The sequence below is a fragment of the Enterococcus plantarum genome, assembly GCF_001730295.1.
GTDB classification, from domain to species: Bacteria; Bacillota; Bacilli; order Lactobacillales; family Enterococcaceae; genus Enterococcus_L; species Enterococcus_L plantarum.
This window is the reverse complement of sequence record NZ_MIKA01000009.1, coordinates 18,098-43,605: the sequence shown is the minus strand read 5'-3', so window position 1 is coordinate 43,605 and position 25,508 is coordinate 18,098. Positions and strand designations below refer to the sequence as shown.

Annotated in this window: 21 protein-coding genes; 14 read left to right on the top strand and 7 right to left on the bottom strand. The window is 36.8% G+C overall.

Annotated features, from left to right (window positions below; genetic code table 11):
• Window positions 1-22: 22 nt before the first annotated feature.
• The 9 genes from metE to BCR22_RS04755 all read left to right on the top strand — a co-directional run bounded on the left by metE (window position 23) and on the right by BCR22_RS04755 (window position 11,519).
• Entirely contained in the window at window positions 23-2,287 is a 2,265-nt protein-coding gene (gene metE, locus BCR22_RS04800; protein ID WP_069653846.1) for a 5-methyltetrahydropteroyltriglutamate--homocysteine S-methyltransferase, read from the top strand.
• Window positions 2,288-3,151 carry a methylenetetrahydrofolate reductase [NAD(P)H] gene (gene metF / locus BCR22_RS04795; protein WP_069653845.1) on the top strand — a complete coding sequence of 288 codons (864 nt, stop codon included), beginning with the start codon at window positions 2,288-2,290 and terminating at the stop codon, window positions 3,149-3,151.
• Window positions 3,152-3,700: 549 nt separating this feature from the next.
• Window positions 3,701-4,606, top strand: a complete 906-nt coding sequence (locus BCR22_RS04790) for a signal peptidase I (protein WP_069653844.1) — start codon at window positions 3,701-3,703, stop codon at window positions 4,604-4,606.
• A gap of 75 nt (window positions 4,607-4,681) precedes the next feature.
• Complete coding sequence (locus tag BCR22_RS04785; protein WP_069653843.1) at window positions 4,682-5,929, top strand: hypothetical protein; 1,248 nt, start codon at window positions 4,682-4,684, stop codon at window positions 5,927-5,929.
• A gap of 39 nt (window positions 5,930-5,968) precedes the next feature.
• Complete coding sequence (locus tag BCR22_RS04780) at window positions 5,969-6,703, top strand: LPXTG cell wall anchor domain-containing protein (RefSeq protein ID WP_069653842.1); 735 nt, start codon at window positions 5,969-5,971, stop codon at window positions 6,701-6,703.
• 16 nt (window positions 6,704-6,719) lie between these two features.
• On the top strand, window positions 6,720-7,562 hold the full coding sequence (locus BCR22_RS04775) for a BsaA family SipW-dependent biofilm matrix protein (RefSeq protein ID WP_069653841.1): 843 nt from the start codon (window positions 6,720-6,722) through the stop codon (window positions 7,560-7,562).
• Window positions 7,563-7,575: 13 nt separating this feature from the next.
• Complete coding sequence (locus tag BCR22_RS04770) at window positions 7,576-8,199, top strand: TasA family protein (protein ID WP_069653840.1); 624 nt, start codon at window positions 7,576-7,578, stop codon at window positions 8,197-8,199.
• Between the two features lie 117 nt (window positions 8,200-8,316).
• Entirely contained in the window at window positions 8,317-10,542 is a 2,226-nt protein-coding gene (locus BCR22_RS04765; RefSeq protein ID WP_069653839.1) for a hypothetical protein, read from the top strand.
• Window positions 10,543-10,811: 269 nt separating this feature from the next.
• Window positions 10,812-11,519: a recombinase family protein gene (locus BCR22_RS04755; protein WP_069653837.1), complete on the top strand. Its 708-nt coding sequence runs from the start codon at window positions 10,812-10,814 to the stop codon at window positions 11,517-11,519.
• 69 nt (window positions 11,520-11,588) lie between these two features.
• On the opposite strand, the gene BCR22_RS04750 is transcribed toward BCR22_RS04755, so the two are convergent.
• From BCR22_RS04750 to BCR22_RS04740, 3 genes are all read right to left on the bottom strand, one after another.
• Window positions 11,589-12,740 carry a pyridoxal phosphate-dependent aminotransferase gene (locus BCR22_RS04750; protein WP_069653836.1) on the bottom strand — a complete coding sequence of 384 codons (1,152 nt, stop codon included), beginning with the start codon at window positions 12,738-12,740 and terminating at the stop codon, window positions 11,589-11,591.
• An 88-nt stretch (window positions 12,741-12,828) separates the two neighbouring features.
• Window positions 12,829-13,551: an amino acid ABC transporter ATP-binding protein gene (locus tag BCR22_RS04745; protein ID WP_069653835.1), complete on the bottom strand. Its 723-nt coding sequence runs from the start codon at window positions 13,549-13,551 to the stop codon at window positions 12,829-12,831.
• Window positions 13,544-15,007, bottom strand: a complete 1,464-nt coding sequence (locus BCR22_RS04740; protein WP_069653834.1) for an ABC transporter substrate-binding protein/permease — start codon at window positions 15,005-15,007, stop codon at window positions 13,544-13,546. Before BCR22_RS04740 ends, BCR22_RS04745 begins: the two co-directional genes overlap by 8 nt.
• A gap of 222 nt (window positions 15,008-15,229) precedes the next feature.
• Here BCR22_RS04740 and BCR22_RS04735 point away from each other — a divergent pair, with 222 nt between their 5' ends.
• From BCR22_RS04735 to adhE, 5 genes are all read left to right on the top strand, one after another.
• Complete coding sequence (locus BCR22_RS04735) at window positions 15,230-16,309, top strand: iron-containing alcohol dehydrogenase family protein (protein WP_069653833.1); 1,080 nt, start codon at window positions 15,230-15,232, stop codon at window positions 16,307-16,309.
• A gap of 165 nt (window positions 16,310-16,474) precedes the next feature.
• Window positions 16,475-17,620 (top strand): tRNA guanosine(34) transglycosylase Tgt, encoded by a 1,146-nt coding sequence (tgt, locus tag BCR22_RS04730; protein ID WP_069653832.1) that lies wholly within the window; start codon window positions 16,475-16,477, stop codon window positions 17,618-17,620.
• Window positions 17,621-17,702: 82 nt separating this feature from the next.
• On the top strand, window positions 17,703-18,074 hold the full coding sequence (gene yajC, locus BCR22_RS04725; protein WP_069653831.1) for a preprotein translocase subunit YajC: 372 nt from the start codon (window positions 17,703-17,705) through the stop codon (window positions 18,072-18,074).
• Between the two features lie 80 nt (window positions 18,075-18,154).
• The gene (locus tag BCR22_RS04720; RefSeq protein WP_069653874.1) at window positions 18,155-18,436 is read left to right on the top strand and encodes a post-transcriptional regulator; all 282 of its coding nucleotides are present in this window, start codon (window positions 18,155-18,157) and stop codon (window positions 18,434-18,436) included.
• A gap of 189 nt (window positions 18,437-18,625) precedes the next feature.
• Window positions 18,626-21,223, top strand: a complete 2,598-nt coding sequence (adhE, locus tag BCR22_RS04715; RefSeq protein WP_069653830.1) for a bifunctional acetaldehyde-CoA/alcohol dehydrogenase — start codon at window positions 18,626-18,628, stop codon at window positions 21,221-21,223.
• Between the two features lie 218 nt (window positions 21,224-21,441).
• On the opposite strand, the gene fni is transcribed toward adhE, so the two are convergent.
• Genes fni through mvk form a run of 4 tightly spaced genes read right to left on the bottom strand, consistent with a single transcriptional unit; the run spans window position 21,442 to window position 25,508 of the window.
• Window positions 21,442-22,488 carry a type 2 isopentenyl-diphosphate Delta-isomerase gene (gene fni, locus BCR22_RS04710; protein WP_069653829.1) on the bottom strand — a complete coding sequence of 349 codons (1,047 nt, stop codon included), beginning with the start codon at window positions 22,486-22,488 and terminating at the stop codon, window positions 21,442-21,444.
• Window positions 22,472-23,569, bottom strand: a complete 1,098-nt coding sequence (locus BCR22_RS04705; protein ID WP_069653828.1) for a phosphomevalonate kinase — start codon at window positions 23,567-23,569, stop codon at window positions 22,472-22,474. Before BCR22_RS04705 ends, fni begins: the two co-directional genes overlap by 17 nt.
• Window positions 23,566-24,564 carry a diphosphomevalonate decarboxylase gene (gene mvaD, locus BCR22_RS04700; RefSeq protein WP_069653827.1) on the bottom strand — a complete coding sequence of 333 codons (999 nt, stop codon included), beginning with the start codon at window positions 24,562-24,564 and terminating at the stop codon, window positions 23,566-23,568. The genes BCR22_RS04705 and mvaD overlap by 4 nt, the downstream gene beginning before the upstream one ends.
• The gene (gene mvk, locus BCR22_RS04695) at window positions 24,564-25,508 is read right to left on the bottom strand and encodes a mevalonate kinase (protein ID WP_069653826.1); all 945 of its coding nucleotides are present in this window, start codon (window positions 25,506-25,508) and stop codon (window positions 24,564-24,566) included. The genes mvaD and mvk overlap by 1 nt, the downstream gene beginning before the upstream one ends.

Sequence of the window (25,508 nt, the reverse complement as noted above, 5' to 3'; positions counted from 1 at the left end):
AATACCTTATAGGAGGAAAAGTATGAAAACATCTATTATCGGGTTTCCACGTGTGGGAGAGTTGAGAGAATTGAAATTTGCAACAGAAAAATATTTTAGAAAAGAAATCTCAGCAGACGAATTAGAAGCAAAAGGAAAAGAATTGCGTAACAAACATTGGCAATTGTTAGTCGATCAGGGAATCGATTTTATTCCAAGTGGTGATTTTTCATTTTTTGATACAACATTAGATGCTGCAGTCTTACTGAATATCGTACCAGAAAAATATCAAGCGCTGCAATTATCCCCTTTAGAGACTTACTTTGCGTTGGCTAGAGGCTATCAAGGAGAAGCGGGTGATGTTACAGCTTTAGCCATGAAAAAATGGTTCAACACTAATTATCATTATATGGTCCCAGAACTCGATGATGAGACAGAACTTAAGCTGGTTGGAGATAAGCTTTTCACCAACTTTAAGGAAGCAAAAGAAGCAGGGATCATTACTCGTCCAACTATAGTAGGTCCCTTTACGTTATTAAAATTAGCTACGTATCACGGATCAAAACAAGCACATGATTTTTATGAAGCAGCGATTATTGCCTATGCACAAATCTTTGATCAGTTAACAGAACTAGGAGGTGAATGGCTTCAAATCGATGAACCAGCTTTAGTTTTGGATCTATCACCTGCTGAAGTTAAACAATTTAAAGAATTGTACCAAAAATTATTAGCGAAAAAAGGCAACGTAAAAATAGTAGTGCAAACGTATTTTGGAGACGTCCGAGATGCGTATCAGGAATTGATTGAATTACCTTTTGATGGAATCGGCTTAGATTTTGTTGAAGGAAGGAAGACACTAAGTTTACTTGAGGAACATGGATTTCCAGAAGATAAAATATTATTCGCAGGAGTCGTAAATGGGAAAAATATCTGGAAAAACAACTATCAAGCTACGTTGGCATTACTTGAAAAAATACAATCATTTGGCAATAGTGTGTTAAACACATCTTGTTCACTGCTTCATGTTCCGTTTACGTTAGCCAATGAATCAGCATTGACCGAAGAGGTGACAAATTATTTTGCTTTTGCTGTAGAAAAATTAGCTGAACTGACTGATTTAAAGAAAATAGTTGAGAATAAAAAAGACAATCAAGAGCTGTTGGATGCTAACACTGCGCTATTCGAGCAAGAACGCTTTTCTAGAAATAAACAAGTAGCACAGCAAGTTGAATCATTAACTGAGAAGGATTTTATTCGTTTACCCATCTTAGCGGATCGTGCAGCGATTCAAAAGGATAAATTAACACTACCCATTTTACCGACGACGACGATTGGTTCATTCCCGCAAACAAATGAAGTCAAACAAAATCGGGCGAAATTTAAAAAAGGTGAAATTACTGAAATTGAATATACTGCTTTTAACCAAGCAAAAATTGCGGAATGTGTCGCTTTTCAAGAAAACATCGGGTTGGATGTTTTAGTTCACGGTGAATTTGAACGCAATGACATGGTTGAGTACTTTGGTGAAAGTTTAGCAGGTTATTTGTTTACTGAAAAAGCTTGGGTTCAATCGTATGGAACTCGTTGTGTAAAACCGCCAATCATCTGGGGGGACGTTTCACGCTCAAATCCAATCACAGTTGCTTATTCTAAGTATGCTCAAACTTTAACGGACAAACCGATGAAAGGAATGTTGACAGGTCCTGTAACGATTTTGAATTGGTCATTCCCTCGTGAAGATATCAGCTTAAGAGAATCAACGCTTCAGTTAGCATTAGCGATTCAAGAAGAAGTATTGGATTTAGAGGCTAACGGAATTGAAATTATTCAAATCGATGAAGCAGCTCTGCGGGAAAAATTGCCATTACGTCAAACAGATTGGCACTCTGAATATCTAGATTGGGCGATTCCCGCTTTCCGTCTCGTTCACAGCAAAGTACAGCCGACAACTCAAATTCATACACATATGTGTTATAGCGAATTTGCTGATATTATTCAGGATATCGATAATATGGATGCGGACGTTATTTCATTTGAAGCTTCTCGTTCAAATTTAGACATTTTAGATGCATTAAAAGCAATTGACTTTCAAACTCAAGTTGGACCAGGAGTATATGATATTCACTCTCCGCGTGTTCCTTCAGTGGAAGAAATCGAAGAAACCATTCACAATATTCTCAATAAATTACCGACTGAAAAAGTTTGGGTCAACCCTGACTGTGGTTTGAAAACAAGAGGAGTACTAGAAACGGAATCCAGCTTGAAAAATTTAGTACTTGCGGCAAAAAAGGTACGTGGAGGGATTTAGATGAGAACGGATATCTTGTTCAAAAAAAAGACCGTCTTTTCTTATGAAATTTTTCCGCCTAGACGAACAGCACCCATTGAAACGATTTACCATACATTGGATCGTATGAAAGGACAACAACCTGATTTTATCAGTGTGACGTTAGGTGCGGGGGGAACTGGTGAAAACTTGAGTACCGCAGAGATTGCTCAGAAAATACAAGAGGAACAATTTTTGCCAAGTGTGGCACATTTGCCTGCTGTGAATTTTTCAAAAGATGAGATTCTTATTATTTTGGAAGAACTAAAAGAAAAAAAGGTAGAAAACATTTTAGCTTTAAGAGGCGATATTTTACCAAACAAAGAGCCCAAGAAAGATTTTTCCTATGCCAGTGATCTGGTCGCGTTTATCCAAGAACAAGGAGATTTTAATATTATCGGTGCTTGCTATCCCGAAACGCATGGAGATGCAGAGAGTTCTGTTGAAGATATTCGGAACTTAAAACGCAAAGTTGATGCGGGTGCTAACCAGCTGATTACACAATTATTTTTTGATAATAACTATTTTTATACATTTAAAGAAAAGTGTGATATTGCCAATATCAATGTGCCGATTCAAGCTGGTATTATGCCTGTAGTGAATAGAAAGCAAATCGAGCGTATGATAAAGATGTCGAGTGTTACCTTACCAACAAAATTTTTAAAAATGATGGAACGCTACGAGCACAATCCAGAGGCTATTCGTGATGCAGGAATTGCCTATGCCATTAATCAAATTGTAGATTTAGTTGCCCAAGGAGCAGATGGAATCCATTTGTATACGATGAATAATCCTTATGTCGCACAAAAAATTAGAGACGCAACACGCAGTTTATTTAATGCTTAGTTGAAAAATATGAAATTCAAAGAACTATACAATTCACCTGCCTTAGATAGGTGAATTGTGTGGTTTTTTATATATTCAGATGTTAAATTTTTATTTTTTTGATACTTTAAGGGTTATTCGATTCTTTTTATTTACTTTGTTTTATTTTTTATAAAATAACAAAAACGAATTTTGTCATTTTTGTTTATTTAAAGATTAGATAATTGTCTTTTTCACCTTTTTCAAAACGTTTATTATATGTTTTTTTTGCAAAAATGTTTATATATGAGAATAAAGCCTTTTCAAGCTGGGTTTTTATTTTTTTATTTTACATATAGATTAGTTTGAGTTCTTAATAGAAATTAAGTTTCCTCATTTAGTAAAAAATATTACAAAGAAATTTTCATATACTTATTGACATAAAAATAACAAGTGGTTATAGTTTTATATAGATGAGAAAATTATTATTTTAGTATATTTTTTAATTAGTTGCTGAAAAGTATGAATTTTATTTTTTTACAATAGAAAGTAGCCGTTAAGAATATCCAACTAAATGAAAGGAGCATATATATGCCGAGAAAAACGCCTGTCAGAAAGAGTGTACGTACTAAAGACGAAAAGGCTAGGCAGAGTACTCCGGAAAAGCGTTCGCGTGGATATACAGAATCTAAGAGATTATATTCGGAAAAGGTGAGAGAGGGACAGCCTAGAAAAAAGCCAAGATTACGGCCGGTAGCGCAAAGCTCCCGCGGTAAATTTTCTGAAAACCCTAGAGGCTCAAGCTATCAAGAATCTCCTCGTCAAGTAAGACCTCGTCGAACAGCTCAAGAACGAAAGGTGAGGGAGAACTATAGAGGCAAGCTCTCAAATCAGGCTCCTAAAAGTCCAGGACTATTGGTATTTGCTTACCTAGGTAATCTGATTTTTTATGTTGTTATCATTGGCATTATTTTGATGTCTGTAATGTTTTCATTTAGCTCAAAGTCGACAGCATCGATTTTTGGTTATCGATTTTACACCGTTTTGACTAATTCTATGGTGCCACAAGAAAATGGACCAAAAGGTGGTTTTTACGCTGGAGATATTGTTATTGTTAAATTGATGGATGGCGATAAGGTAAAAAAAGATGATATTGTCACGTTTGGTGTGGGCGATGGTTCACGGTATCTGACTCATAGAGTAGTAGAACGCAAAGGTGAGTTAAATGGAGAAAAAGGAGATTACCTTATTACCAAAGGAGATGCCAATAAAACCAATGATCCACCCGTAGAAGCAGATCGAGTACTTGGAAAAGTAGTATTTGCAGTGCCAAAAGTAGGGAGCGTTATAGAATTTGCTCGTGAAGAATTTTGGGCTTGCTTGGTTTGTATTTTGTCATTATACGGCTTTTTCTTAGTGCTTAAAGCCTATTTATTTTCACCCAAAGAAGAACCTGTTAGGCGAAAAAACAGAAGACGCCCAGCATATGAACGATGATATTACCACTTTGCCTTATCTAATAAGGTAAAGTGAGAATATATATATTATATTTTTATAGGAGGATTATTTAAAATGAAAAAAAACAAAAAGAAAAAGCTGGTAGCTGCAGCGTGTCTAGCATTATTAGCTGCAGCTGCAGGTACCTTTGCGTGGATCAATTCTCAAGACCAACGAATTAACCGTGTGAAAACTGCCGCAATTAAAGATGGTAGTGTCAGTGTTGAAGAAAATTGGAAGCCAAAACCAATCGTTCCAGGTACGGATGCCACAAAAGAAGTAGCGGTTACGAATTCTGGTGATACTCCAGTGTTTGTGCGTGTTTCATACGAAGAAGTATTAAAACATTTAACAGAAAAAGGCGCTGTAACGAATCGTACGACAGGTTGGAAAGCGAATGAAGTCTTGTCTTTATCTGATGATATTCCAGTCGAATATGATGGAGAAAAGTATACGGGTCCAGAGAGCGACTACATAGATGTTACAGCTAAGGTAAAAGATGGCTCTGATGCCGCTTTACCAGCAGGTGTTAAAGTTTATGCAAAAGGTTCAGTTACTAAAGATCCTGTAACTGGTGCTGAAAATACAACATTCAGTTATTCTGCATTCTTTGAATACGCTAGTGGTAAATACCAAGCGATGGAAACAGAAGTATCTGTGGCAGGCGGAAATGCTGTTGGGTCACAAATCGAAGATTGGAACTTTGTGATGTCAAAAGCTGAATATTCAGTTTATAAAGGTGGCTATAGCAATATGGCAACAAACTGGGCTGCTTCTTCTTTAGAAGGTGCTTCAGCAGATGCGACTACAGCTAAAGCTTCACTTTTAGGTAGTGCAGGCAAAAAATATGATGTTGATTACGATTACACAAGTAAAGCTTTAGGGTTAGATGCACTTCCTGCAGTAACACCAGCAACAGATGGTGATCAAATTCCAGTTGCAAATTCAGAGAAAAAAGGCGTTCAAGCGGATAAAGTAGCTCTAGGAGTGAGTGGAATCAGAGTAGAATATGGTACAGATATGGTGACAACTGCTGCATTAGCTAAAGATAAATGGGCTTACAACAAAGAGGATGGCTATTTCTACTTCACGAGTCCAGTTATCTCAGGTGCGACAACACCGCATTTGTTGAAAAAACTAATTTTTACAAACGATATTGGAACAGAATATACAAATGCAACATATGATTTAATTGTAAAAATGGAAGCTATTCAAGCAACTAAAGAAGCGTTAACTGATAGCACTGGTTGGAACTTAAATGGAGCAGACGACTCAGAAACTAAAAAAATTACAGCTTATTTAGATGAACAAGCAGCAAGCTAAATTCTAGTTATGAAAAAGTAAAGGGAAGGGGATAAAAAGATGCAGCAATATCAAGTACAAAAACGTCTACTATTATTGGTTTTATACAGTTTATTAAGTGTTTTTATCACTTTCACAAGTGGAACGTTACTAGCTATTGCCAGTCAAACCCTTCCTCCAGGGGTGGTCATTGGCGATGAGACAGGAATATCTGCCTCTTCGGAAGGAGAATATTATGTTGATTTGCCGAATGTCTTACCTGGAGAAAGCTATGAAAAAACGATTACGATTCGTAGTCTGGATGTAAAAGAACCGTTTGAATTAGGAATCTTAGTAACCCCAGATAATAAAAAAGGGGTGATTGATTTTGACAAATCGATCACATTGACCTTGTCCATTGACGGAAAAAAAATTTATCAGGGACCGTTATTAGGGAATGGAGAATTTGATTGGACAGTTCAACCATTGATAGTAGGAACATGTGAATATGGTAAAGATCAAATTTTAACTGCAGTGTTCGAGGTTGATAAAGACTTGAACCAGGCAGATTATAAAGAAGAAAGCCAGTTGTTGTATCACTGGACTTTTGTCGCAACTAAAAATCAGACAAAAACGTCAGAGACTAAAGATAGTAGTACAGATCGACCAAGTAAACCAGCATCTAAAGGGATGTTCCCGATGACTGGCGAAGAAATTAAAAATTTGATTTATAAAACATTGGCAGGACTTTTATTGATGTTAATTGCAATTTTATTATGGAAAAAACGTAAAGAAGAACAAGAAAACGTAGAGTAGAGGAAGGGGGAGACAATTGAGTAGAAAGAAAAAATTGTTGAAAATAATCAATCAAAATAAACCTTTTTTGGCTGTATTTTCTGTATTTTTAAGCCTACTACTTGTAGTAGGAAGTACATACTCGTGGATTACCTATAGTGATGAAAAAATCAATCAAAGCAATCCTAATACTAAGAAACTATCCGCGGCAATCGATGAAGTCTTCACCCCAAATCTACAATGGGCGCAAGGGAAGACTACTGAAAAGAAATTGCTAGTGAGGAACAACGGACAAATGCCAGCCATCGTTCGGATATCTTTGTATGAATTTTTTGCCCAGTTTGAGCTTGATATGACTGATGGCGTTGGTAATGGTAACCAAAAAATTGTAAGTAGTTCAAGTGGATCAGATTTAACAATGGAAGATACTGCTACTTGGGAAAAAGGCAGTACATATAAGATTGCTTCTGAAACGTATTATGTAGCTTCAGAGGTTTACAAAGCCGATAAAAAAAACACAAGTACAGCTTATGTCTACAAAGGAACTCGACCGATCGAAGCACTGAAGTATTTAACGATTCAATTTAATGATAATGACATTTATGATGAAAATAATAAACCAATGCCTGAAACACAAAATTATTGGTATTATTCTGATGGGTATTTTTATTATTCAGAAGTATTGCAGCCAAAGGAAAAAACGACATTGCTTATCGAAAGTATTACGTTAGATCGAATGTTACCAAACAAGTATAAGAGTTCTTTATATCAGTTGATTCCAGTTATGGATGCTCACGATGTTACAAAATCTCTAATGGAGAACTGGAATATTCCTTCTAGTTCATATCTGGAAGCGATATATCGTGAAAAAGTTCATTAGGAGGGGATTCAAAATGAAATCAAAGAAAAAAGTTGTTCATTTTTTATGGATACTGCCTGTCCTTGCTGTGCTTTTACTTATTGGAAGTGTAACAGCATATGCAGCGATGATGATGAGTGAGGAGAAAGTTAATCTTTTTCAGGTTGGCAATCTTCAGACGAAAGTGAAAGAAGTTTTTACGGAGCCAACAACAATTAAGCCAAATGAATCAGTTACAAAGGAAGTATCAGTAGAAAATACAGGAACAGTAGATCAGTTTGTCCGAGTGATGCTTCAGCCTGAAATTCGTTTAGAAAATGGCGAAAGCACGCGATTATTACCCTCAAAGATTGGAGAAGAGGTTCTTTTAGAGCTGAATCTTACGGATTGGACATTAGGTGAAGATGGTTATTATTACTATTTAAATGTTTTAAAGTCAGGCACTCCCAATAATACTACTAAAAACTTATTCACTGAGGTCAAATTAAAACAAGATTTAGGACTAGAGTATCACAATGCAACTTTTAACTTATTAGTAAAAGTAGAAGCGATTAATTGTGCTAAATATGCTTATCGTGATGCATGGTGGCAAGGGTCTACACCTAGCAGTGGAGCGTTAGAGGCAATCGATAAAAAGTTAGCTGAACATGCGGAGTAAGGATAGGCACATGGAATAATTATTCCATGCATGCCTATTTCAATTCAACACTCATGAAATGAGTGTTTTCTAGGAAGAAATCATTGATTTGATAAGTTTTGAAAAGAAGGAGATAAAATGAAAAAGCAGAGACAGAAATTGAAGAGTAGAAAGAAAAAAATGAGTCTTTTTTTACTACTTGTTTTATTTGTTATTAGCGGCTATCTTTTTGTGGGGCAAGGTGATTTGAAGGCTTCTACTGTAGTAACTAAAAGAGATTTTAGGTTAAAAGCTGAAAATAGATGGAGTGGACTAGATAAAAAAAGTTATGCTGATCTAGAATGGGATAGTGTAAAGGGCTTGAGTAAGTCAGGATATCAACTATATCAATCGGAAGATGGCAATTCTTGGAGTGTACGTTCCCTAAATTATGGGAAACCAATAAAAGTTCTGAATATTTATCCAGATATAGCAGGATCTAACACACTGAAAAGCTGGATGGATGGTTTAAATTTAAAAAATTCTAGTGGCGAAAAATTAATTAATGTTAAGGCCGTAAGTCAAAACAACTACGGAACTAATCCCAATGGCTATCTAAAGGACGCAAAAGGCGAATTTCAATATGATGTTATCATGTTTGGTTCTTGGGATTACAATAATCATTTAGATATCTCGGTTACTGCAAAAAACGCAACACAAGAATTTATTGATTCTGGAAGAGGCGTTCTTTTTGGGCACGATACGATTACCCCTAATGATCGTGGTCATACTAATTTTAATAGCTTTGCGGGTCAATTAGGGTTTAAATTGCAAGCAAAGTCTTTTCAAATTGGAAGTACAAATGTAAAAATAACTAATAATGGCTATTTAATGAAATATCCGTACGAGCTACAGAATGATATGGAATTAAAAATTCCACTTACACATACGTGGGGGCAAGGGATTTTGCCTAACTCAAAAACAACTAAATGGTTAGAATTTGAAGCACCATTTAATTGGGATAAACCGGGGGATGGCAGTGCAGATCCAACCTTTTATCTAGCCACCACTAATAATCTTGGTATGATCCAAACGGGTCATAGTAATGGAACATCTACTTCTGATGAACGAAAAATCATAGCAAATACATTATACAATTTAGCTCAGGTTTCTTTTGAAACAACGGCACAAGATCAAACTGTTAAAGATGATCGAGCGCCAGCACTGGCAAATGCTGTACAGAAACCGGGTGGTAGCGTAGATAATTTTGACATTGAAATTGATAGTATGGATCAAGGGAAAGAGTATCAGTGGTATATCGAAGCAGATACGATATCCAGTGGCTTAAAAAAATCAGATGTCGTAAAAGAGACCATTATGAGTAATATAGCTGGCTATTTTTATAAAATCGACAACTCTGCGACTTCAACTTTAGCAGGGACTGTTGAAGGATATAAGGATGAATTCGGTCGGATTGGTTCTAGTAAATATGATATTTATGTGGCACCAACAGGAAGTACAAATCCAGCAGATCCAAATTATGATCCTACACAAGACGCGAACTTAGTCGACTATGATACCAAAGGGACAATTTCTGGCATCAATGGAATAACTGATTTGGAAAAATATATTCATATAGTATCAGTTGATCGTTCAAATAATGTGAGCAAAGTAAAAACAATTCAAATCAAGGATTTGATGAATGAGTTTCGTGTTTTTGAAAAGTATTTCGATACCGAAGGAACACAACTTCAGGCTGATTCATATCAAGATATTCCTAAAGACAGTAATTATGAAAAGATAGTTATGAACATTGATAATTATGTCATAGATAGTTATAAAATTGACGCTGGAACTGACGTAGCAACGGGTCCAGATGCTAAAGTATCTATTGAGAAGGTAAACAAAAACTATACCGTAACTTACTACTACAACAAGCTGATACAATTGAATGTTAGACAGATGATAGTATCAGGCAATAGTGAAGTAATTTCACCGAGTGACGGGTACGTTCAGATAGATAATGGAAAAATAGATAAAAATAGTAATCTATTTAATTTAGCGGTGACTTCAGGAAAAGATGGGGAAGATATTGATTACTCATCGGTAAAATTAGCTAAGAGTGGCGGCCATCATCAATTATTAGTAACCTTAATGGTCCCAGAATATTATCGTTTTAGTGGATATATAGCGACAACAAGTGATGTGCCACATGATAAAAAAGTGAAAAGAGACGGTGAAATTAAATTAGATATTACGGAAGATACGAATTATTGGCTGACAATTTACGTAGAACCAACTGTTGATTCTACTATTTCGCCAACACCATACAGTTGGAATTATAAGGAGAATCAATTAGGGAAAATTGAGAATAGTGGACAATAAGAGCAAGTTTATGAAATGCCAAGTAGAAAGCGTTGGATTCTTAAATCTAATAGAAAAGGAAGATTCTTTGTGTATTTACTATTAATTGCTCTTGGAATAATCATATTTATCCATAGCCTCTTGCTCATGACTATCATTCAAAAAAATACAGAGATGACAAAGAAAATTGCCCAACTTGAGAAGCGAAATTCTCTTTCAAAATCCAGCGGTCAGCGGCAATTTCCAAATGAGCGCAAGACTAAATTAACGAAACGAGGAAGTAGATAACGATGAATATAGGCTATGCTCGTGGAAACAAATTGAATCAGCAATTTGATGTTTTAGAATCGTACGAATTAGACGAAATTTTTTCAGATGACAATCATAGTTATGACGTATTCCAAGATCCTGACAGTAATTATCAGAGATTATTGGATTATACGGAACCAGGTGATTGTTTAGTCATTGCTTTTTTAGAAGTTATTTCCAGAGATTACCAGCAACTACTTGTTTTTTTTAATGAATTGGAAGATTTAGAGTTAGATTTAATTGTATTGACTTCACCAGAGCTGACGTTAAATGATTGGCGGGAAGTGCTTTCGTGGGTTAGTCGTAATGATCAGTTACTACATCCACGTTTAATCAAGCTAAACTTAAAGCCAGGAAAAAAGCAAACGAAAGAAACTTATTCTGTATTTACCAGAAATGCAGAAGCTAAACGAATCTATCGTGATGTCATGTGGCAATTAGTCGGTAAGAATAAACTACGAACGATTGCTAAACAAAAAGGCGTTCCAGTTGAGACGGTTTATCGAATCCAGCAAGAATTTAAACGAGTAAAATTAGCAGTTATCTTAGCAATGTGTTTCTTTTTGACAATTGCTACAATTAAAATTACTGAGAACTTTTCGGACAATATACTGATTCAAATCGTGGTCTGTGTTGTTTCAACAGTAGTTATTCTTTATAACACTTTATCAGATAGCGAACAGCAGTAATAGAAAATCAATTAAAAATAGTTTTGCTTTTTCCATTAATTCACTAGGAAAAAGCAAAACTATTTTAGTTTAAAACGTCATTTTTTCGATTCGGTCAAAGGCTTCTTTCAAAACTTCTATATTTTGTGTGGCTGCTAACCGTACATAATCGTCACCAGTTGTTTCACCAAAGGCTTTTCCAGGAATCATCAAGACATTCGTTTCCTTTAAGACTTCTTCAACAAATGGGACAGAAGTTAGGCCTGTTTTAGAAATGTTGATAAACGCATACATACTTCCTTTAATTGGGTGAAGCGAAAGAAATGAGATTTTGGCAATTCTTTCTTCCAGATACTCCAATCTTTCTTTAAAAACAGACACAACACTTGGTATTAATGTTTCAGAATGCTTTAAGGCATAGATTCCTGCTTGTTGGGAAGGACTTGGTGCAGAGTAAGTAATACTTTCGTTGATTAATTTTGCTGCATCATTGATATAATCAGGTGCAATCATATACCCGATCCGCCAACCAGTCATTGCAAATGCTTTTGAGAAACTACTGAACGTAATTGTATTTTCAGGAGCAAAAGTAGCCATTGGTATGAAATCATCATAGAAGCAAAAGGCCTCATATACCTCATCAGAGAGGATGTAAAAATCATTCTCGATAGCTAAATCAGCGATTGCTTTAAACGTTTCAGGAGAAAATACAGCGCCTGTTGGGTTATTTGGCGAATTGATAATAATCGCTTTTGTTTTATCAGTGATAGCTGCTTTCAATACATCGATATTGATTTGAAAACCATCTTCTTCATAAGTTGGAATAAAAACTGGTTTACCTCCAGCAAATAATACTTGGTCTTTATACGGCGAGAAATAAGGTTCGTGAATGATTACTTCATCATCAGGATCGAGTATTACTTGCAGTGTTAGGTACATACCATGTAATGCACCGACCGTTGCACGCACTTGGCTAGGTTCAAAGGACAGATCATATTGTTTTTGATAAAAATCTACTACGGTTTCAATAAAGGCTTGACTGCCACCGGATGCAGTGTATTTCGTATGACCATTTTTAACATCTGTAAAAGCCGCTTCAATGATTTTTTCATCTGTGATCAAATCGGGATCACCAATCGATAAATCTAGTAAATCAGGTACTTGTTTCGCTAAGGTGGCAATATCCATCAAGATATTCTCCGTAGGTTGTTGATGTTTTTTTGCAATGTTTGAACGATCCATGTTTTTACCTCCGATTTCTTTATTCATATACTATTTTTTAAGAGGACAAAACAAGCTTATTTATACTTGCTTTGTCCTCTTTCGACTGTTATAAAACTTTTCTTAAAAAATCTTGGGTTCTTGGATTTTTCGGTTCGCCAAAAATTTCTTCAGGTGTCCCTTCTTCCTGAATGATTCCAGCATCCATGAAAATCACACGATCGGCAACTTCACGTGCGAAGCCCATTTCATGTGTAACAACGACCATTGTCATGCCTTCAACTGCCAAAGCTTTCATAACGGCTAAAACTTCACCGACCATTTCTGGATCAAGTGCAGAGGTTGGTTCGTCGAATAACATGACATCAGGATTCATTGCTAAAGCACGAGCGATCGCTACCCGTTGCTGTTGTCCGCCAGATAAGCTTGAAGGGTAACTTTCGGCTTTTTCTTGTAAACCAACTTGTTCTAATAGAGCCAGTGCTTTTTCTTTCGCCATATCAGGTGCTTCTTTTTTTACTTTGACTGGACTGATTGTTAAATTGGCTAAAACGGTTTTATGTGGAAATAGATTGAAATTTTGGAATACCATACCCATTTTCTGGCGTAGAGCATCAATATCGGTATCTTTGTCCAATAAATTTTTCCCTTCAAATTCAATCGTTCCATCTGTTGGTTGTTCTAATAAGTTTAAGCATCGTAAGAAGGTACTTTTTCCACTACCAGAAGGCCCGATGATTACGACAACTTCTCCAGCTTTAACATCTAAGTCGATCCCTTTTAAGACTTCATTTTTTCCGAAGGTTTTGTGTAGATTTTTAATATTAATCACTAGTACTCATTCTCCTTTCAGCAACACCTAATAGGCGTGAAATGGTAAAGGTTAAAACAAAGTAAATCAATGATACTACTAAATAAGGTAAGAATGGTTTAAAGCTAGCTCCTTGAACATTGCCGGCTTGGAAAATCAATTCTGAAACACCTATAACTGAAACGACAGATGATTCTTTGATTACAGTTACAAATTCATTTCCTAAAGCAGGTAAGATATTTTTGATTGCTTGAGGTAAAATGATGTAACGCATTGCTTGTGGTTGGTTCATACCTAGAGAACGCGCAGCCTCTAGCTGACCTTTGTTGACTGCATTGATTCCAGCACGAACGATTTCAGCAACATAGGCACCACTGTTCAATGCAAGAGCAATACAGCCAGCAGCGATTTTCGATAAATCAAGCCCTAAAACACCCGTGCCAAAATAAACAATAAAGATTTGGACTAGTAATGGAGTACCACGAACATATTCAATATAGCAGATGGCGATACCACGTAAAATTTTTGATTTAGATAATTTCATCAAAGCAAGCAGTCCACCTAAAATAGCACCAAATAATACGCCCATAAAGGCTAAGAAAATCGTATAACCAGCACCGCTGATATAGAATTTACCATATTTTCCAAGGAAACTTTCATCATCTGTAAACATTAATTTGCCTGCTTCTTTCTTATAACCCTCAAGTAAATTGTTATCATTGATTGTTTCGATCGAAGCATTGACTTTTTGTTCTAAAACAGGTGCATTTTTAGGAATCGCAACGGCAGCATCTTTTTGGCCTTGTTCAAATGAAACGTCTGCAAACGTCAAGTCTTGATCACGATCAACGTAAGCTTCAGCAACTGGGCCTTCCAAAACAGCAGCCTCTACTTTTTTATTTTTTAAATTCATGATGATGTCTGGTACTTTTTGTAAAGAAGTAGGAATCGAACCGATAAGTTCCGTCTTAGCTAATTCTTCTTGTGTCGTTTGCTTTTGAACGCCAACTTTCACACCATCAAAATCTTTTGTTGATTGAAAGTTATCTTTATCCGCTTTTCTAACGACTACTTTTTGTTGGACGTTCATATACGGAGTTGAAAAATTAACTTCTTGCAGTCGTTCAGGTGTCGGTGCCATACCTGAAATGATTAAATCGATTTTACCTGTTTTCATTGCACCTAATAATGCATCAAAACCCAATTCTTCGATTTTTAATTTAACGCCCATATCATCTGCAATTTTTTGTGCAATTGAGATGTCAAAACCAACGATTTGGTCTTTACCGTCAACATCTGCGTGAAATTCATATGGTGCGTAATCAGCAGACAAACCAACAATCAGTTCCCCACGTTTCATGATGCTGTCATAAACTGGATCAGGTTCTTCAGCGATTACTGTAGTTACTGGGATAAAAGTCAGTAGTACCAGCAAGATCGGAATAATAAGTGCTAGGGTTTTTTTACATAATTTCATTTGTTCTTCTCCTTTATAATAGAGTAATAACAGTTGAGTATGCGCAACTGCTTGTATTCAATAAATATTCTAAAAAACGTGCATAAATGTATAAAAATTTATTGTTTTTGGATGTGTTTTATCATATCATAGATTAGGAGAAAGGAAAAGTGAATTTTATCAAAGAATTTATAAAATTTCACTTTTGCATAAAAATTAGTAAAAAATGAAAGGTTGGGACCAATGAATCAATCGTTGATAGTAAGAGGAGCGCCACAAGAATATGAATGCCGTGTTGGTGCGTGGGATGATTTAGAAGAACATTTAAATAGAAGAAAGCTTAAACGTGTGATGATATTACATGGAAAAGATTCGTGGGAAGCTGCCAAGCCATATTTTCCAACATTAATGACTATAGATACATACTTTGTATATTATGGAGGAGAATGCACGGATGAGAAAACAATAGAGCTGAAACAGCTTTTTGAACAAAAAGAACTGGAAGGTATCATTGCTGTAGGAGGCGGAAAAATTGCAGATTTAGGTAAAGCAGTAGCGAATCAATGTACTAAACCTATCTTGATTTTGCCAACCTTAGCAGCAACTTGTGCTGCGTATACACCGTTAAGTGTGATATACGAAAATAATGGTGCAATGAATCGCTATGATATTTTTGCGAATAGCAATGCCCTAGTTTTAATCGAGCCTAAGGTTCTCTTAGATTCACCGATCGAGCTGATGATCGCAGGAATTGGTGACACGATCGCTAAATGGTATGAAGCCGATGCGATGATCTCGCAATTAGCGGTACAGCCGATTGAAATCCAAGTCTCTGCTTTCGCAGCCAAAAAATGCAGAGATGTTTTACTCGCTGACAGCCAAGAAGCGCTAAAAGCAATGAAAGAGAAAGAAATCAATCAAGCTTTTTTAAATATTGTAGAAACAATTATCCTACTTGGAGGAATGGTGGGAGGCTTTGGTGACGATTATGGTCGGACATCTGGCGCTCACTCAATTCATGATGCACTCACTATTTTACCTGAAAGTCATCATCAATTACATGGCAATAAAGTCGCGTACGGTGTTCTGGTTCAATTGGTGATCGAAGATAAATGGAATGAAATCGAACAACTAATGCCATTTTACTCCAGTCTTGATTTACCAACTTCTTTAAAAGACATGAAAATGAACTTAACAGAGGATGATTATCAGCGAGTGGCGGAGCGAGCTGCTGAACCACATGAAACAATCCATTATATGAAAGAGAAAATTACACCAGAAGTTGTAAAAAAAGCAATGATCAAACTTGAAGCAATAAAATAAGAGAGACTAAAAAACAAAAGAACTGGAGATAAAAGAGTTTGAACTCTTATCTCCAGTTTTATTGTCTAAGGATATACTAAAGAAAGCCCGTAAAACCTTGCAAATACGAACAAAAAAAAGTATGATGAGGAAAGTGTAAATATACAAAAGAAAGTAGGAGAATGAATGACAGAACCAGCCATTCGTTATCGTTTAATAAAGAAAGAAAAACATACAGGTGCCCGTTTAGGAGAAATCATCACCCCTCACGGAACGTTTCCAACACCAATGTTTATGCCTGTAGGAACGTTAGCGACAGTAAAAACAATGTCACCAGAAGATTTGAAAGAAATGGGCGCAGGAGTGATCCTGAGCAATACGTATCATTTATGGCTTCGTCCGGGAGATGATCTGATTGCAGAAGCTGGTGGCTTACATAAATTTATGAATTGGGATCAACCAATTTTAACTGATTCTGGTGGTTTTCAAGTATTTTCATTAAGTGATATGCGTAAAATCACGGAGGAAGGTGTTCATTTTAGACACCATTTGAATGGGTCAAAACTATTTCTTTCACCAGAAAAAGCAATCAACATTCAAAATAATCTAGGCTCTGATATCATGATGAGTTTTGATGAATGTCCGCCGTTTGATGAAAGCTATGAGTATGTGAAGAAATCGATTGAGCGTACATCACGCTGGGCAGAACGTGGCTTAAAAGCGCATGCTAATCCAGATCGTCAAGGCTTATTTGGAATCATTCAAGGCGCAGGGTTTGAAGATCTACGTCGCCAAAGTGCAAAAGAGTTGATCAGCATGGACTTTCCAGGATATTCCATTGGTGGTTTATCTGTAGGGGAACCAAAAGCGGAGATGAACCGTGTACTAGATTTTACAACACCTTTGATTCCAGATAACAAGCCAAGATACCTAATGGGTGTGGGAACAGCAGATTCATTAATCGATGGTGTGATTCGTGGGATCGATATGTTTGACTGTGTCTTGCCAACTCGTATTGCTAGAAATGGAACGTGTATGACATCGAAAGGTCGTCTGGTTGTTAAAAATGCGCAATACGCAAGAGATTTCCGTCCCTTGGATGAGAAATGTGATTGCTACACTTGTAAAAACTATACGCGGGCTTATATTCGTCACTTGATCAAGGCTGACGAAACATTTGGGATTCGTTTAACGTCTTACCATAATTTATATTTCCTATTGAATTTAATGAAACAAGTTCGTCAAGCAATTATGGATGATAATTTATTGGAATTTAGAGAAGCCTTTTTTGAAGAATATGGTTTCAATAAAGAGAATGCGAAAAGTTTCTAAAAAAACGAACAAAAGACTAGTGTTGTAAAAGAAATTTTGTTACAGTAAACTAGTGATTATAGGATAGAGAGGTGAATAGATAATGGGCGGAGGACTTTCGTTTATTTTACCATTAATTCTTTTAGCAGGAATGATGTTTTTTATGACACGTTCGCAAAAGAAACAACAAAATGAACGTCAAACACTTTTGGATGCAATGAAAGTGGGCGATGAAGTTGTAACGATCGGCGGTTTACACGGCGTGATCTCTGAACTTGATGCTGACAAAAAAACTGTATTGATCGATTGTGAAGGAATTATCCTTGAATTTGATCGTGCAGCAATCAAAACAGTGAAGCCAGGTACAGTTGTTGCAAATGATAATGATGTAACTGTAGTTGAAACGAAGGAAGAAACAGTTGTTGAAGAACCAACTGTAACAGAAACTTCTGAAAACAACGAAACGAAAGAATAAATTCCAGCTTGCTGGAATTTTTTCTTTCTAAAACATATAAGAAAGTACATAGGTCATTCTTTAGAAAGAAGGGGAGAACCATCGAAAAGCTATCGTGGCATCAAAAGTTCTTATTGAAAAAAGAATTAAAAATCAAATGCCGATCTTTTCAGCAACTTGGTTATTCATCTGTTAATGAAACCGAATTGATGAACTATCTTGTTTCTTATCGGTGGAAAAAGAACGCTCCATCATCGATCAAAGCTTGTCGTGAAGACATTTTACATATTGAGCCAAATGAATTTTTTGATTATCAGCAGTTGATTGCTCAAACAAGTAGTTTGACCATTAAAGATTGGCATGACTTGACGGATCTATTCTAATTTTGAATAGGTTCTTTTTCTTTTTATAAATTAGGAAACGCTTGCTTTAGTAGATGAAATAAAAAAAGCGTTAAATGTGAAAAAAATCACAAAAAAACTATTTACAAGAAAAAAATATTGTTGTATGATGTGTATGTGAAATAGTTAACAAGAAAAAATTAATTTATTTATTTTTCTAGGAGGATCAAAATGGCTAAAACAATGAAGAGAGAAGATACTAAAAAGACTGATGTAACAGCAATGATCGACGAATTGGCAAAAAAAGCAAATGTTGCTTTAAAAGAAATGGAAGACTTTGATCAAGAAAAAGTTGACCACATTGTGCACCAAATGGCAATGGCTGCTTTAGATCAACATATGCCTCTAGCAAAAATGGCTGTCGAAGAAACTGGCCGTGGGATATACGAAGATAAAGCAATCAAAAATATGTATGCCTCTGAATATATCTGGAATAGTATCAAACATGACAAAACAGTGGGTGTCATCAATAAAGATGACCAAACAGGTTTAATCGAAATCGCTGAACCAGTTGGGGTGGTTTGTGGGGTTACACCAACAACCAATCCAACATCAACGACAATTTTCAAAGCGTTGATTTCTATCAAAACACGTAACCCGATTGTCTTTGCTTTTCATCCAAGTGCACAAAAATGTTCTGCTGAAGCTGCTCGAATCGTTCGCGATGCTGCAATCAAAGCAGGGGCTCCTGAAAACTGTGTACAGTGGATCGAACAACCTTCTTTAGAAGCAACTTCAGGTTTGATGAATCATCCTGGAATCGCGATTGTTTTAGCTACTGGTGGTAGCGCCATGGTTAAATCGGCATACTCAACTGGTAAACCAGCGTTAGGTGTTGGACCAGGGAATGTTCCTTCATATATTGAAAAAACAGCAAAAATCAAACGTGCAGTAAATGACTTGATCGTTTCTAAATCATTCGATAATGGTATGATCTGTGCTTCTGAACAAGCTGTGATCGTAGATAAAGAAGTTTATGCAGCTGTAAAAGCTGAATTTGAAGCACACCAAGTATACTTCGTCAAACCAAACGAATTACAAAAACTTGAAGATGCCGTGATGAATGAAGGGAAATATGCAGTAAATCCAGCAATTGTTGGGTATTCTGCTGAACATATAGCAGAATTAGCAGGAATCAAAGTACCAAAAGGCACAAAAATTCTAATTGCTGAACTTGAAGGAGCAGGAGCGGAATACCCACTTTCTCGTGAAAAATTATCGCCAGTTTTAGCCATGATGAAAGCGAAAAATACAGATCATGCCTTTGATTTATGTGAAGCAATGCTTGAATTAGGTGGTTTAGGTCATACAGCAGTGATTCATACAGAAGATGAGGATCTACAAGTGAAATTTGGTTTGCGTATGAAAGCTTGCCGTATCTTAGTGAATTCTCCATCAGCTGAAGGCGGAATCGGGAATATCTATAACGAAATGATTCCTTCATTAACATTAGGTTGCGGATCTTACGGTAAAAACTCAGTCTCTAAAAACGTATCTGCTGTTAACTTGATCAATGTCAAAACTGTAGCGAAACGGAGAAATAATATGCAATGGTTTAAATTACCGCCAAAAATTTTCTTTGAAAAAAATTCATTACAATATCTACAAAAAATGGAAAATGTTGAACGTGTGATGATTGTATGTGATCCAGGAATGGTTCAATTTGGTTATGCTGATACGGTTCGTAAAGAATTACAAAAACGTAAAAACGACGTTCAAATCGAAGTATTCTCAGCAGTTGAACCAAATCCATCTACAAATACAGTGTATGCTGGAACAAAAGTCATGGTTGATTTTGAACCAGATACAATCATCGCTTTAGGTGGGGGATCTGCAATGGACGCAGCTAAAGGCATGTGGATGTTCTATGAGCACCCAGACACAGAATTCTTTGGCGCTAAACAAAAATTCTTAGATATCCGTAAACGCACATACAAAATTGAAAAAGCAGTTAAAACGCAATTTGTATGTATCCCAACAACATCAGGTACAGGTTCAGAAGTCACACCATTTGCTGTTATTACAGATAGTGATACGCATGTGAAATACCCATTAGCTGATTACGCATTAACGCCAGATGTTGCGATCATCGATCCTCAATTTGTGATGTCAGTTCCAGCTTCTGTAACGGCAGATACTGGTATGGACGTTTTAACACATGCAATTGAGTCTTACGTTTCAGTCATGGCTTCTGATTACACGCGTGGATTAAGTTTACAAGCGATTAAATTGGTATTTGACCACTTAGAAAACTCAGTGAAACGTCCGGATGCAGAAAGTCGTGAAAAGATGCATAATGCATCAACAATGGCTGGTATGGCTTTTGCCAACGCATTCTTAGGAATTTGTCACTCAGTCGCACATAAAATTGGTGGAGAATACGGCATTCCTCACGGACGTACAAATGCGATTTTATTACCGCATATCATCCGTTACAATGCCAAAGATCCTTCAAAACATGCAATGTTCCCTAAATATGACTACTTCCGTGCAGATACAGATTACGCTGATATTGCGAAATTCTTGGGTCTTAAAGGCAAAAATACTGCAGAATTAGTGGATGCACTAGCAACAGCTGTTTATGATTTAGGGGTATCAGTTGGAATTGATATGAACTTGAAAGCACAAGGTGTAACACAAGAAATTCTTGATTCAACTGTTGATCACATGGCTGAATTGGCTTATGAAGATCAATGTACAACAGCTAATCCGAAAGAACCATTGATCAGTGAATTGAAACAAATCATCATTGATGCATATAATGGTTAAACGTCTATAAAAATACTAAGTGCTTGGGACATGATGACTTCACGCATCATGACCCAAGCACTTCTTTTTTTACGAAAAGAGATATAATATTAGTAAATGAAATTGGGGGGCTAGATAATGACGGTAAGAGAAGCGTATGAAAAAGGAGTGGATTTCTCCACTCCTTAAACGTCTAACTTTTGGGGATACTACATAGAGTGTAAACTCAGTATGTTTTTTTATCTACTTCTCTTAGCAAATGGCTGATAAGCAATGCCACGGCTTTCACACCACCGAATGATCTCACTAGAAAAAATAATATCTGTTGTTGTAAGGTCAGTTGTTGTTTGTTTCCCAAGTAAGGTATATAACATTTTAAGTTCATCTTCCCATTGTTGGATAAGCTCAATCGTTTCTTCAAGACCATGTGTCATCAGCTGATTTAAAATAGTTCCAGCTACACCAACACTTTTTGCACCTAAACTAAGTGATTTAACGATATCCAACGATTGTCGGGCACCACCAGAAGCTAAAACAGTCAGGTCACGTTGCCAATTTATCGATTCTAAGAGTGAGAGAACTGTTGACTGTCCCCAATCTGTCAAAAAGCCAAGTTCTCGTTTTTTGCGACGGGCATTTTCAATTTGTGTAAAACTAGTGCCGCCTTGACCACTGACGTCAACAGCTTTTACACCGCGCCAAACCAATTGTTCAATGGTTTCACTACTCATGCCAAAACCAACTTCTTTAACAATGACTGGAACAGACAAATGAGAAACAATATCTTCAATGTTATCTAGCCAACCATGGAAATCACGATCCCCCTCAGGCATTACTAACTCTTGAGGGAGATTTACATGAATTTGCAATCCGTTAGCTTGAAAAAGATCAACAGCTCTTTTGGCTTCTTCTAAAGAAAGTCCAGCGCCGATATTTGCTAAAAGTACACCGTTTGGATTTTCCTTGCGTATGATTTGATAAGTGTCTGCCAAATCAGGATTTTTTAAGGCAGCATTCACCGATCCTGTCGCTACCAGGATTCCCGTTTCTTTCGCGATAATGCCTAGTTGCTGGTTGATTTCTTTTGCGCGGTCACTACCGCCTGTCATAGCATTGATGTAAAATGGTTGCTTGAAGGAGAAATCAAGAAAAGATGTTGAGATATCAACGTCATCCATCGCTATTTCTGCAAAAGAATGATGAACAAAACGGATTTGATCAAAGTCGTTTGTTTTGTCTTTATGAAAGGCTTTCGCTAAAGAGATATGTTCATCTTTTCGATTCATTTTTTTCCTTCTTTCCGTAAAAATATACATGTAATGGTAACGGAGTAATGCCTTCTTTCTCCCAAGAACTCATCAAAGGTAAAATACCTGATTTTTGCTTAAATAAGACAATTCCACAGTCACCACCACCTGCACCAGATGATTTAGCTGCACCGCCATAGGTTTGTGCTAAATTACATAGTTTTTTAAGAGCAGGGGTTTCGATCGTAACTCCTGTGATCGAGGTTAATTGTTGGAGTAATTTTCGGTTTTTTCGTATTTGCGCTTGAATCAATGAGATATTTTCTGAAGTAAAGCCTGTAATCATTGTTTCAACACACGTTTTACTGTCATCTAAAAATCGTTGGTATGCTATTTCTTGTACTTCTTTTGACTGGTTGACTTGATCAACTAAATCAGAAGTAGAAGCAGGGCTGCCAGTCCAGCCGATCAATAGACGTAATTTTTTAGGAACAGTCAAAGGTTGGATCATTAATTTTGGCCATGTTGTTTGGAGTAATGTGGTCAGCGTTTGCTTTTGAGCTTGTTCGTTGACCCATTGATGATCAAACGTTGAAAAAGCAATCCAACCGCCATAGCAGCTTGCTGCAATATCTCCACAAGAACCATTTCCTTGAACTTCTAAATGAGCCAGTGCAGAGAGTTTGAATATTTCTTCTTCGTTCAATTCTAAACCATAAAACAGACTCAGAGCTTTTACAGTTGCGACTGTTACAGCACCGCTCGAGCCTAATCCATATTTACGTCCGTTTGAATTGTCTAACTCACTAGTGACTTTCAAGTGGTAAAAAGATAATTCTTTGTGTTGTTCTTGTGCATATTTTTCAGTTAAGCGAATTGCTGCAAGTACATAATGAAAGGGATTTTCCCGAATATCTAGAACCAGTTCATTGTTTCTTCTCGTCCAACGAACAGGTAGTGAACTAAACTGAGCTGATTGGATACTGCCGACGTTTTCTGCTGTTTCGAGAGTAACAGTTACAAATTGATCCACTGCAACGATGATTGCCGGATGTCCAGGTTCAACAACGGCATATTCACCAGCAATAAATAGCTTGCCTGGTGTGGAAACTTCTATCATAATTCTTCCGACCTTTCTATAGGAATCATTTCTATTCCTGGTCCTGCGTATGCGGCAATTAGCTGATGTTCAGCAAAATGCTTTCCTAAAAATTCTTTTAACGCAGATAAATTTTTCTTTTCTACTAAAATCTTCACATTCGGCCCAGCGTCCATTGTGAAGTAACAAGGTAGACCTTCTTTTCTGGCTAAACGCACTAACTGCATGACGTTTAAGCTTTCAGGTGACCAATAAGTAAAAGGCGGTACGGCAGCTAAGGTGGTTCCGTGCATGCGTAAGCCATTTGCTTCAGTGACTTGACCAAGCTTATTAAAATCTTTTTCGGTGATTGCTTGTTTGGCTGTAGCCAAATCTGTTTCGACATTTTCTAACCAACCAGGATAAAAGCTTGATGTTTCTACCGTTCGTTTCATACCATCACGACTGGAAATATCTTTTATACCATCATCGACTAAAACGAAAAGCATTGCTAAATCATCTTCCCATTTATCAGAAGGAATAACGTGTGCAAAGGATGTCTGATCAGAATCCCCTTTTTGCCACTCAGCAAATCCGCCGAAAATACTACGACAGGCTGAGCCAGAGCCGAGTCTAGCTAAGCGGGACAATTCTGTTTCGGTCAATTGTAAATTCAACGCTTCACTACAGGCACCAGCCAGAGCGGCTAACCCACTAGCAGATGAAGCTAAACCAGCAGCTGTCGGAACAAAGTTTTGGCTGTCAACTTTTGCAAATAAAGTCAACTGTTGTTTTTGACGAATAAGGTCTAAGAATTTAGAAATTTTGGCTGTTTGTTTTAAATCTTGTTTTTTTCCATCTAAAAAGAAAACATCCTCAGTTAATGTTTCATCAAAAGATACGCTAGTTTCGGTATAAAATGCATCCAATGTTAAAGATAGACTGCTGTTCATAGGTAGTATTAAGCGCTCATCTTTTTTTCCCCAATATTTTATCAACGCTATATTCGTATAAGCTCGTGCTTTTCCAGCATACATTAATTTTTCACTCCTAATGATTGAATCCAAGTGGCTTTTGCACCTGCTGCTTCTATTGCTGTAGCAATTTTTACCGCTTGCTCTTTAGAATCTGCTAAGGCAATCATACAACCGCCCCGACCACCGCCGGTTAATTTTGCCCCTAAGGAGCCATTTTCCCGAGCCGTAACGACTAATTGATCTAATTGGTCATTGCTAACGGTCAATGCTTTAAGCTGAACTTGTGCTTGATTCATGATTTTGCCTAATAAATAAACATCATCTGTTAAAATAGCTTGTTTTGCAAGCTTAGTCAAGTGGCCTAACTCAGTAATATGTTGTGAAACGCGTTGTTTATTTTGCTCAAAAAGATGTGCAACGTCACTTACAGCAGCTCTGGTTTGCCCTTTGATGCCAGTATCAGCCACTATTAAATAAGCATTAGAAACATTCATTGGAAACGATTCTATCGGTTGACCTTTTATGAAAAATAGCGAATCGTTTCCACTAGTTGCCGCTGCATCAATGCCACTAGGATTGCCATGGGCAATTTTTTCCGCCCGATTGACTAATGGAAGTAGCTCTGATTGGGTGCAAGGCATGTCAAAATAATCAAATAATGCTCGAACGATAGAAACGGCCGCAGCAGCACTTGAACCCATTCCACGTTCTGCTGGAATGGTACTGGTAATAGTGATTTTAAACGTTTCCTTTTCTTTGTGAAGTACATTCAAGGTTTGCTTGATAACTTCTTTGACACTCTTTAGCTGAGGAGGTACTTCTGACAATTCTCCGCAAAAATAATGACAATCTACTAACATATTGGTATCAGGTTCAACTTTTGTTGAAATATACGTTTCTTGAAAGGGAAAAGCAATTGCAGGTTCACCGTAAACAACAGAATGTTCACCCATTAAAATAATTTTCCCAGAAGCTCGTCCATGACCAGTTTTTTCTTTCTTCAT

Excerpts from the sequence above, each read along its gene's own strand:
- metE (WP_069653846.1), top strand. The coding sequence starts at position 23 with ATGAAAACATCTATTATCGGGTTTCCACGTGTGGGAGAGTTGAGAGAA.
- BCR22_RS04740 (WP_069653834.1), bottom strand. The coding sequence starts at position 15,007 with ATGAAATTATGTAAAAAAACCCTAGCACTTATTATTCCGATCTTGCTG.
- BCR22_RS04785 (WP_069653843.1), top strand. The coding sequence starts at position 4,682 with ATGAAAAAAAACAAAAAGAAAAAGCTGGTAGCTGCAGCGTGTCTAGCA.
- yajC (WP_069653831.1), top strand. The coding sequence starts at position 17,703 with ATGGGCGGAGGACTTTCGTTTATTTTACCATTAATTCTTTTAGCAGGA.
- BCR22_RS04790 (WP_069653844.1), top strand. The coding sequence starts at position 3,701 with ATGCCGAGAAAAACGCCTGTCAGAAAGAGTGTACGTACTAAAGACGAA.
- BCR22_RS04705 (WP_069653828.1), bottom strand. The coding sequence starts at position 23,569 with ATGATAGAAGTTTCCACACCAGGCAAGCTATTTATTGCTGGTGAATAT.
- BCR22_RS04735 (WP_069653833.1), top strand. The coding sequence starts at position 15,230 with ATGAATCAATCGTTGATAGTAAGAGGAGCGCCACAAGAATATGAATGC.
- BCR22_RS04755 (WP_069653837.1), top strand. The coding sequence starts at position 10,812 with ATGAATATAGGCTATGCTCGTGGAAACAAATTGAATCAGCAATTTGAT.
- metF (WP_069653845.1), top strand. The coding sequence starts at position 2,288 with ATGAGAACGGATATCTTGTTCAAAAAAAAGACCGTCTTTTCTTATGAA.
- BCR22_RS04770 (WP_069653840.1), top strand. The coding sequence starts at position 7,576 with ATGAAATCAAAGAAAAAAGTTGTTCATTTTTTATGGATACTGCCTGTC.
- tgt (WP_069653832.1), top strand. The coding sequence starts at position 16,475 with ATGACAGAACCAGCCATTCGTTATCGTTTAATAAAGAAAGAAAAACAT.
- mvaD (WP_069653827.1), bottom strand. The coding sequence starts at position 24,564 with ATGTATGCTGGAAAAGCACGAGCTTATACGAATATAGCGTTGATAAAA.
- BCR22_RS04750 (WP_069653836.1), bottom strand. The coding sequence starts at position 12,740 with ATGGATCGTTCAAACATTGCAAAAAAACATCAACAACCTACGGAGAAT.
- mvk (WP_069653826.1), bottom strand. The coding sequence starts at position 25,508 with ATGAAGAAAGAAAAAACTGGTCATGGACGAGCTTCTGGGAAAATTATT.
- fni (WP_069653829.1), bottom strand. The coding sequence starts at position 22,488 with ATGAATCGAAAAGATGAACATATCTCTTTAGCGAAAGCCTTTCATAAA.
- BCR22_RS04780 (WP_069653842.1), top strand. The coding sequence starts at position 5,969 with ATGCAGCAATATCAAGTACAAAAACGTCTACTATTATTGGTTTTATAC.
- BCR22_RS04765 (WP_069653839.1), top strand. The coding sequence starts at position 8,317 with ATGAAAAAGCAGAGACAGAAATTGAAGAGTAGAAAGAAAAAAATGAGT.
- adhE (WP_069653830.1), top strand. The coding sequence starts at position 18,626 with ATGGCTAAAACAATGAAGAGAGAAGATACTAAAAAGACTGATGTAACA.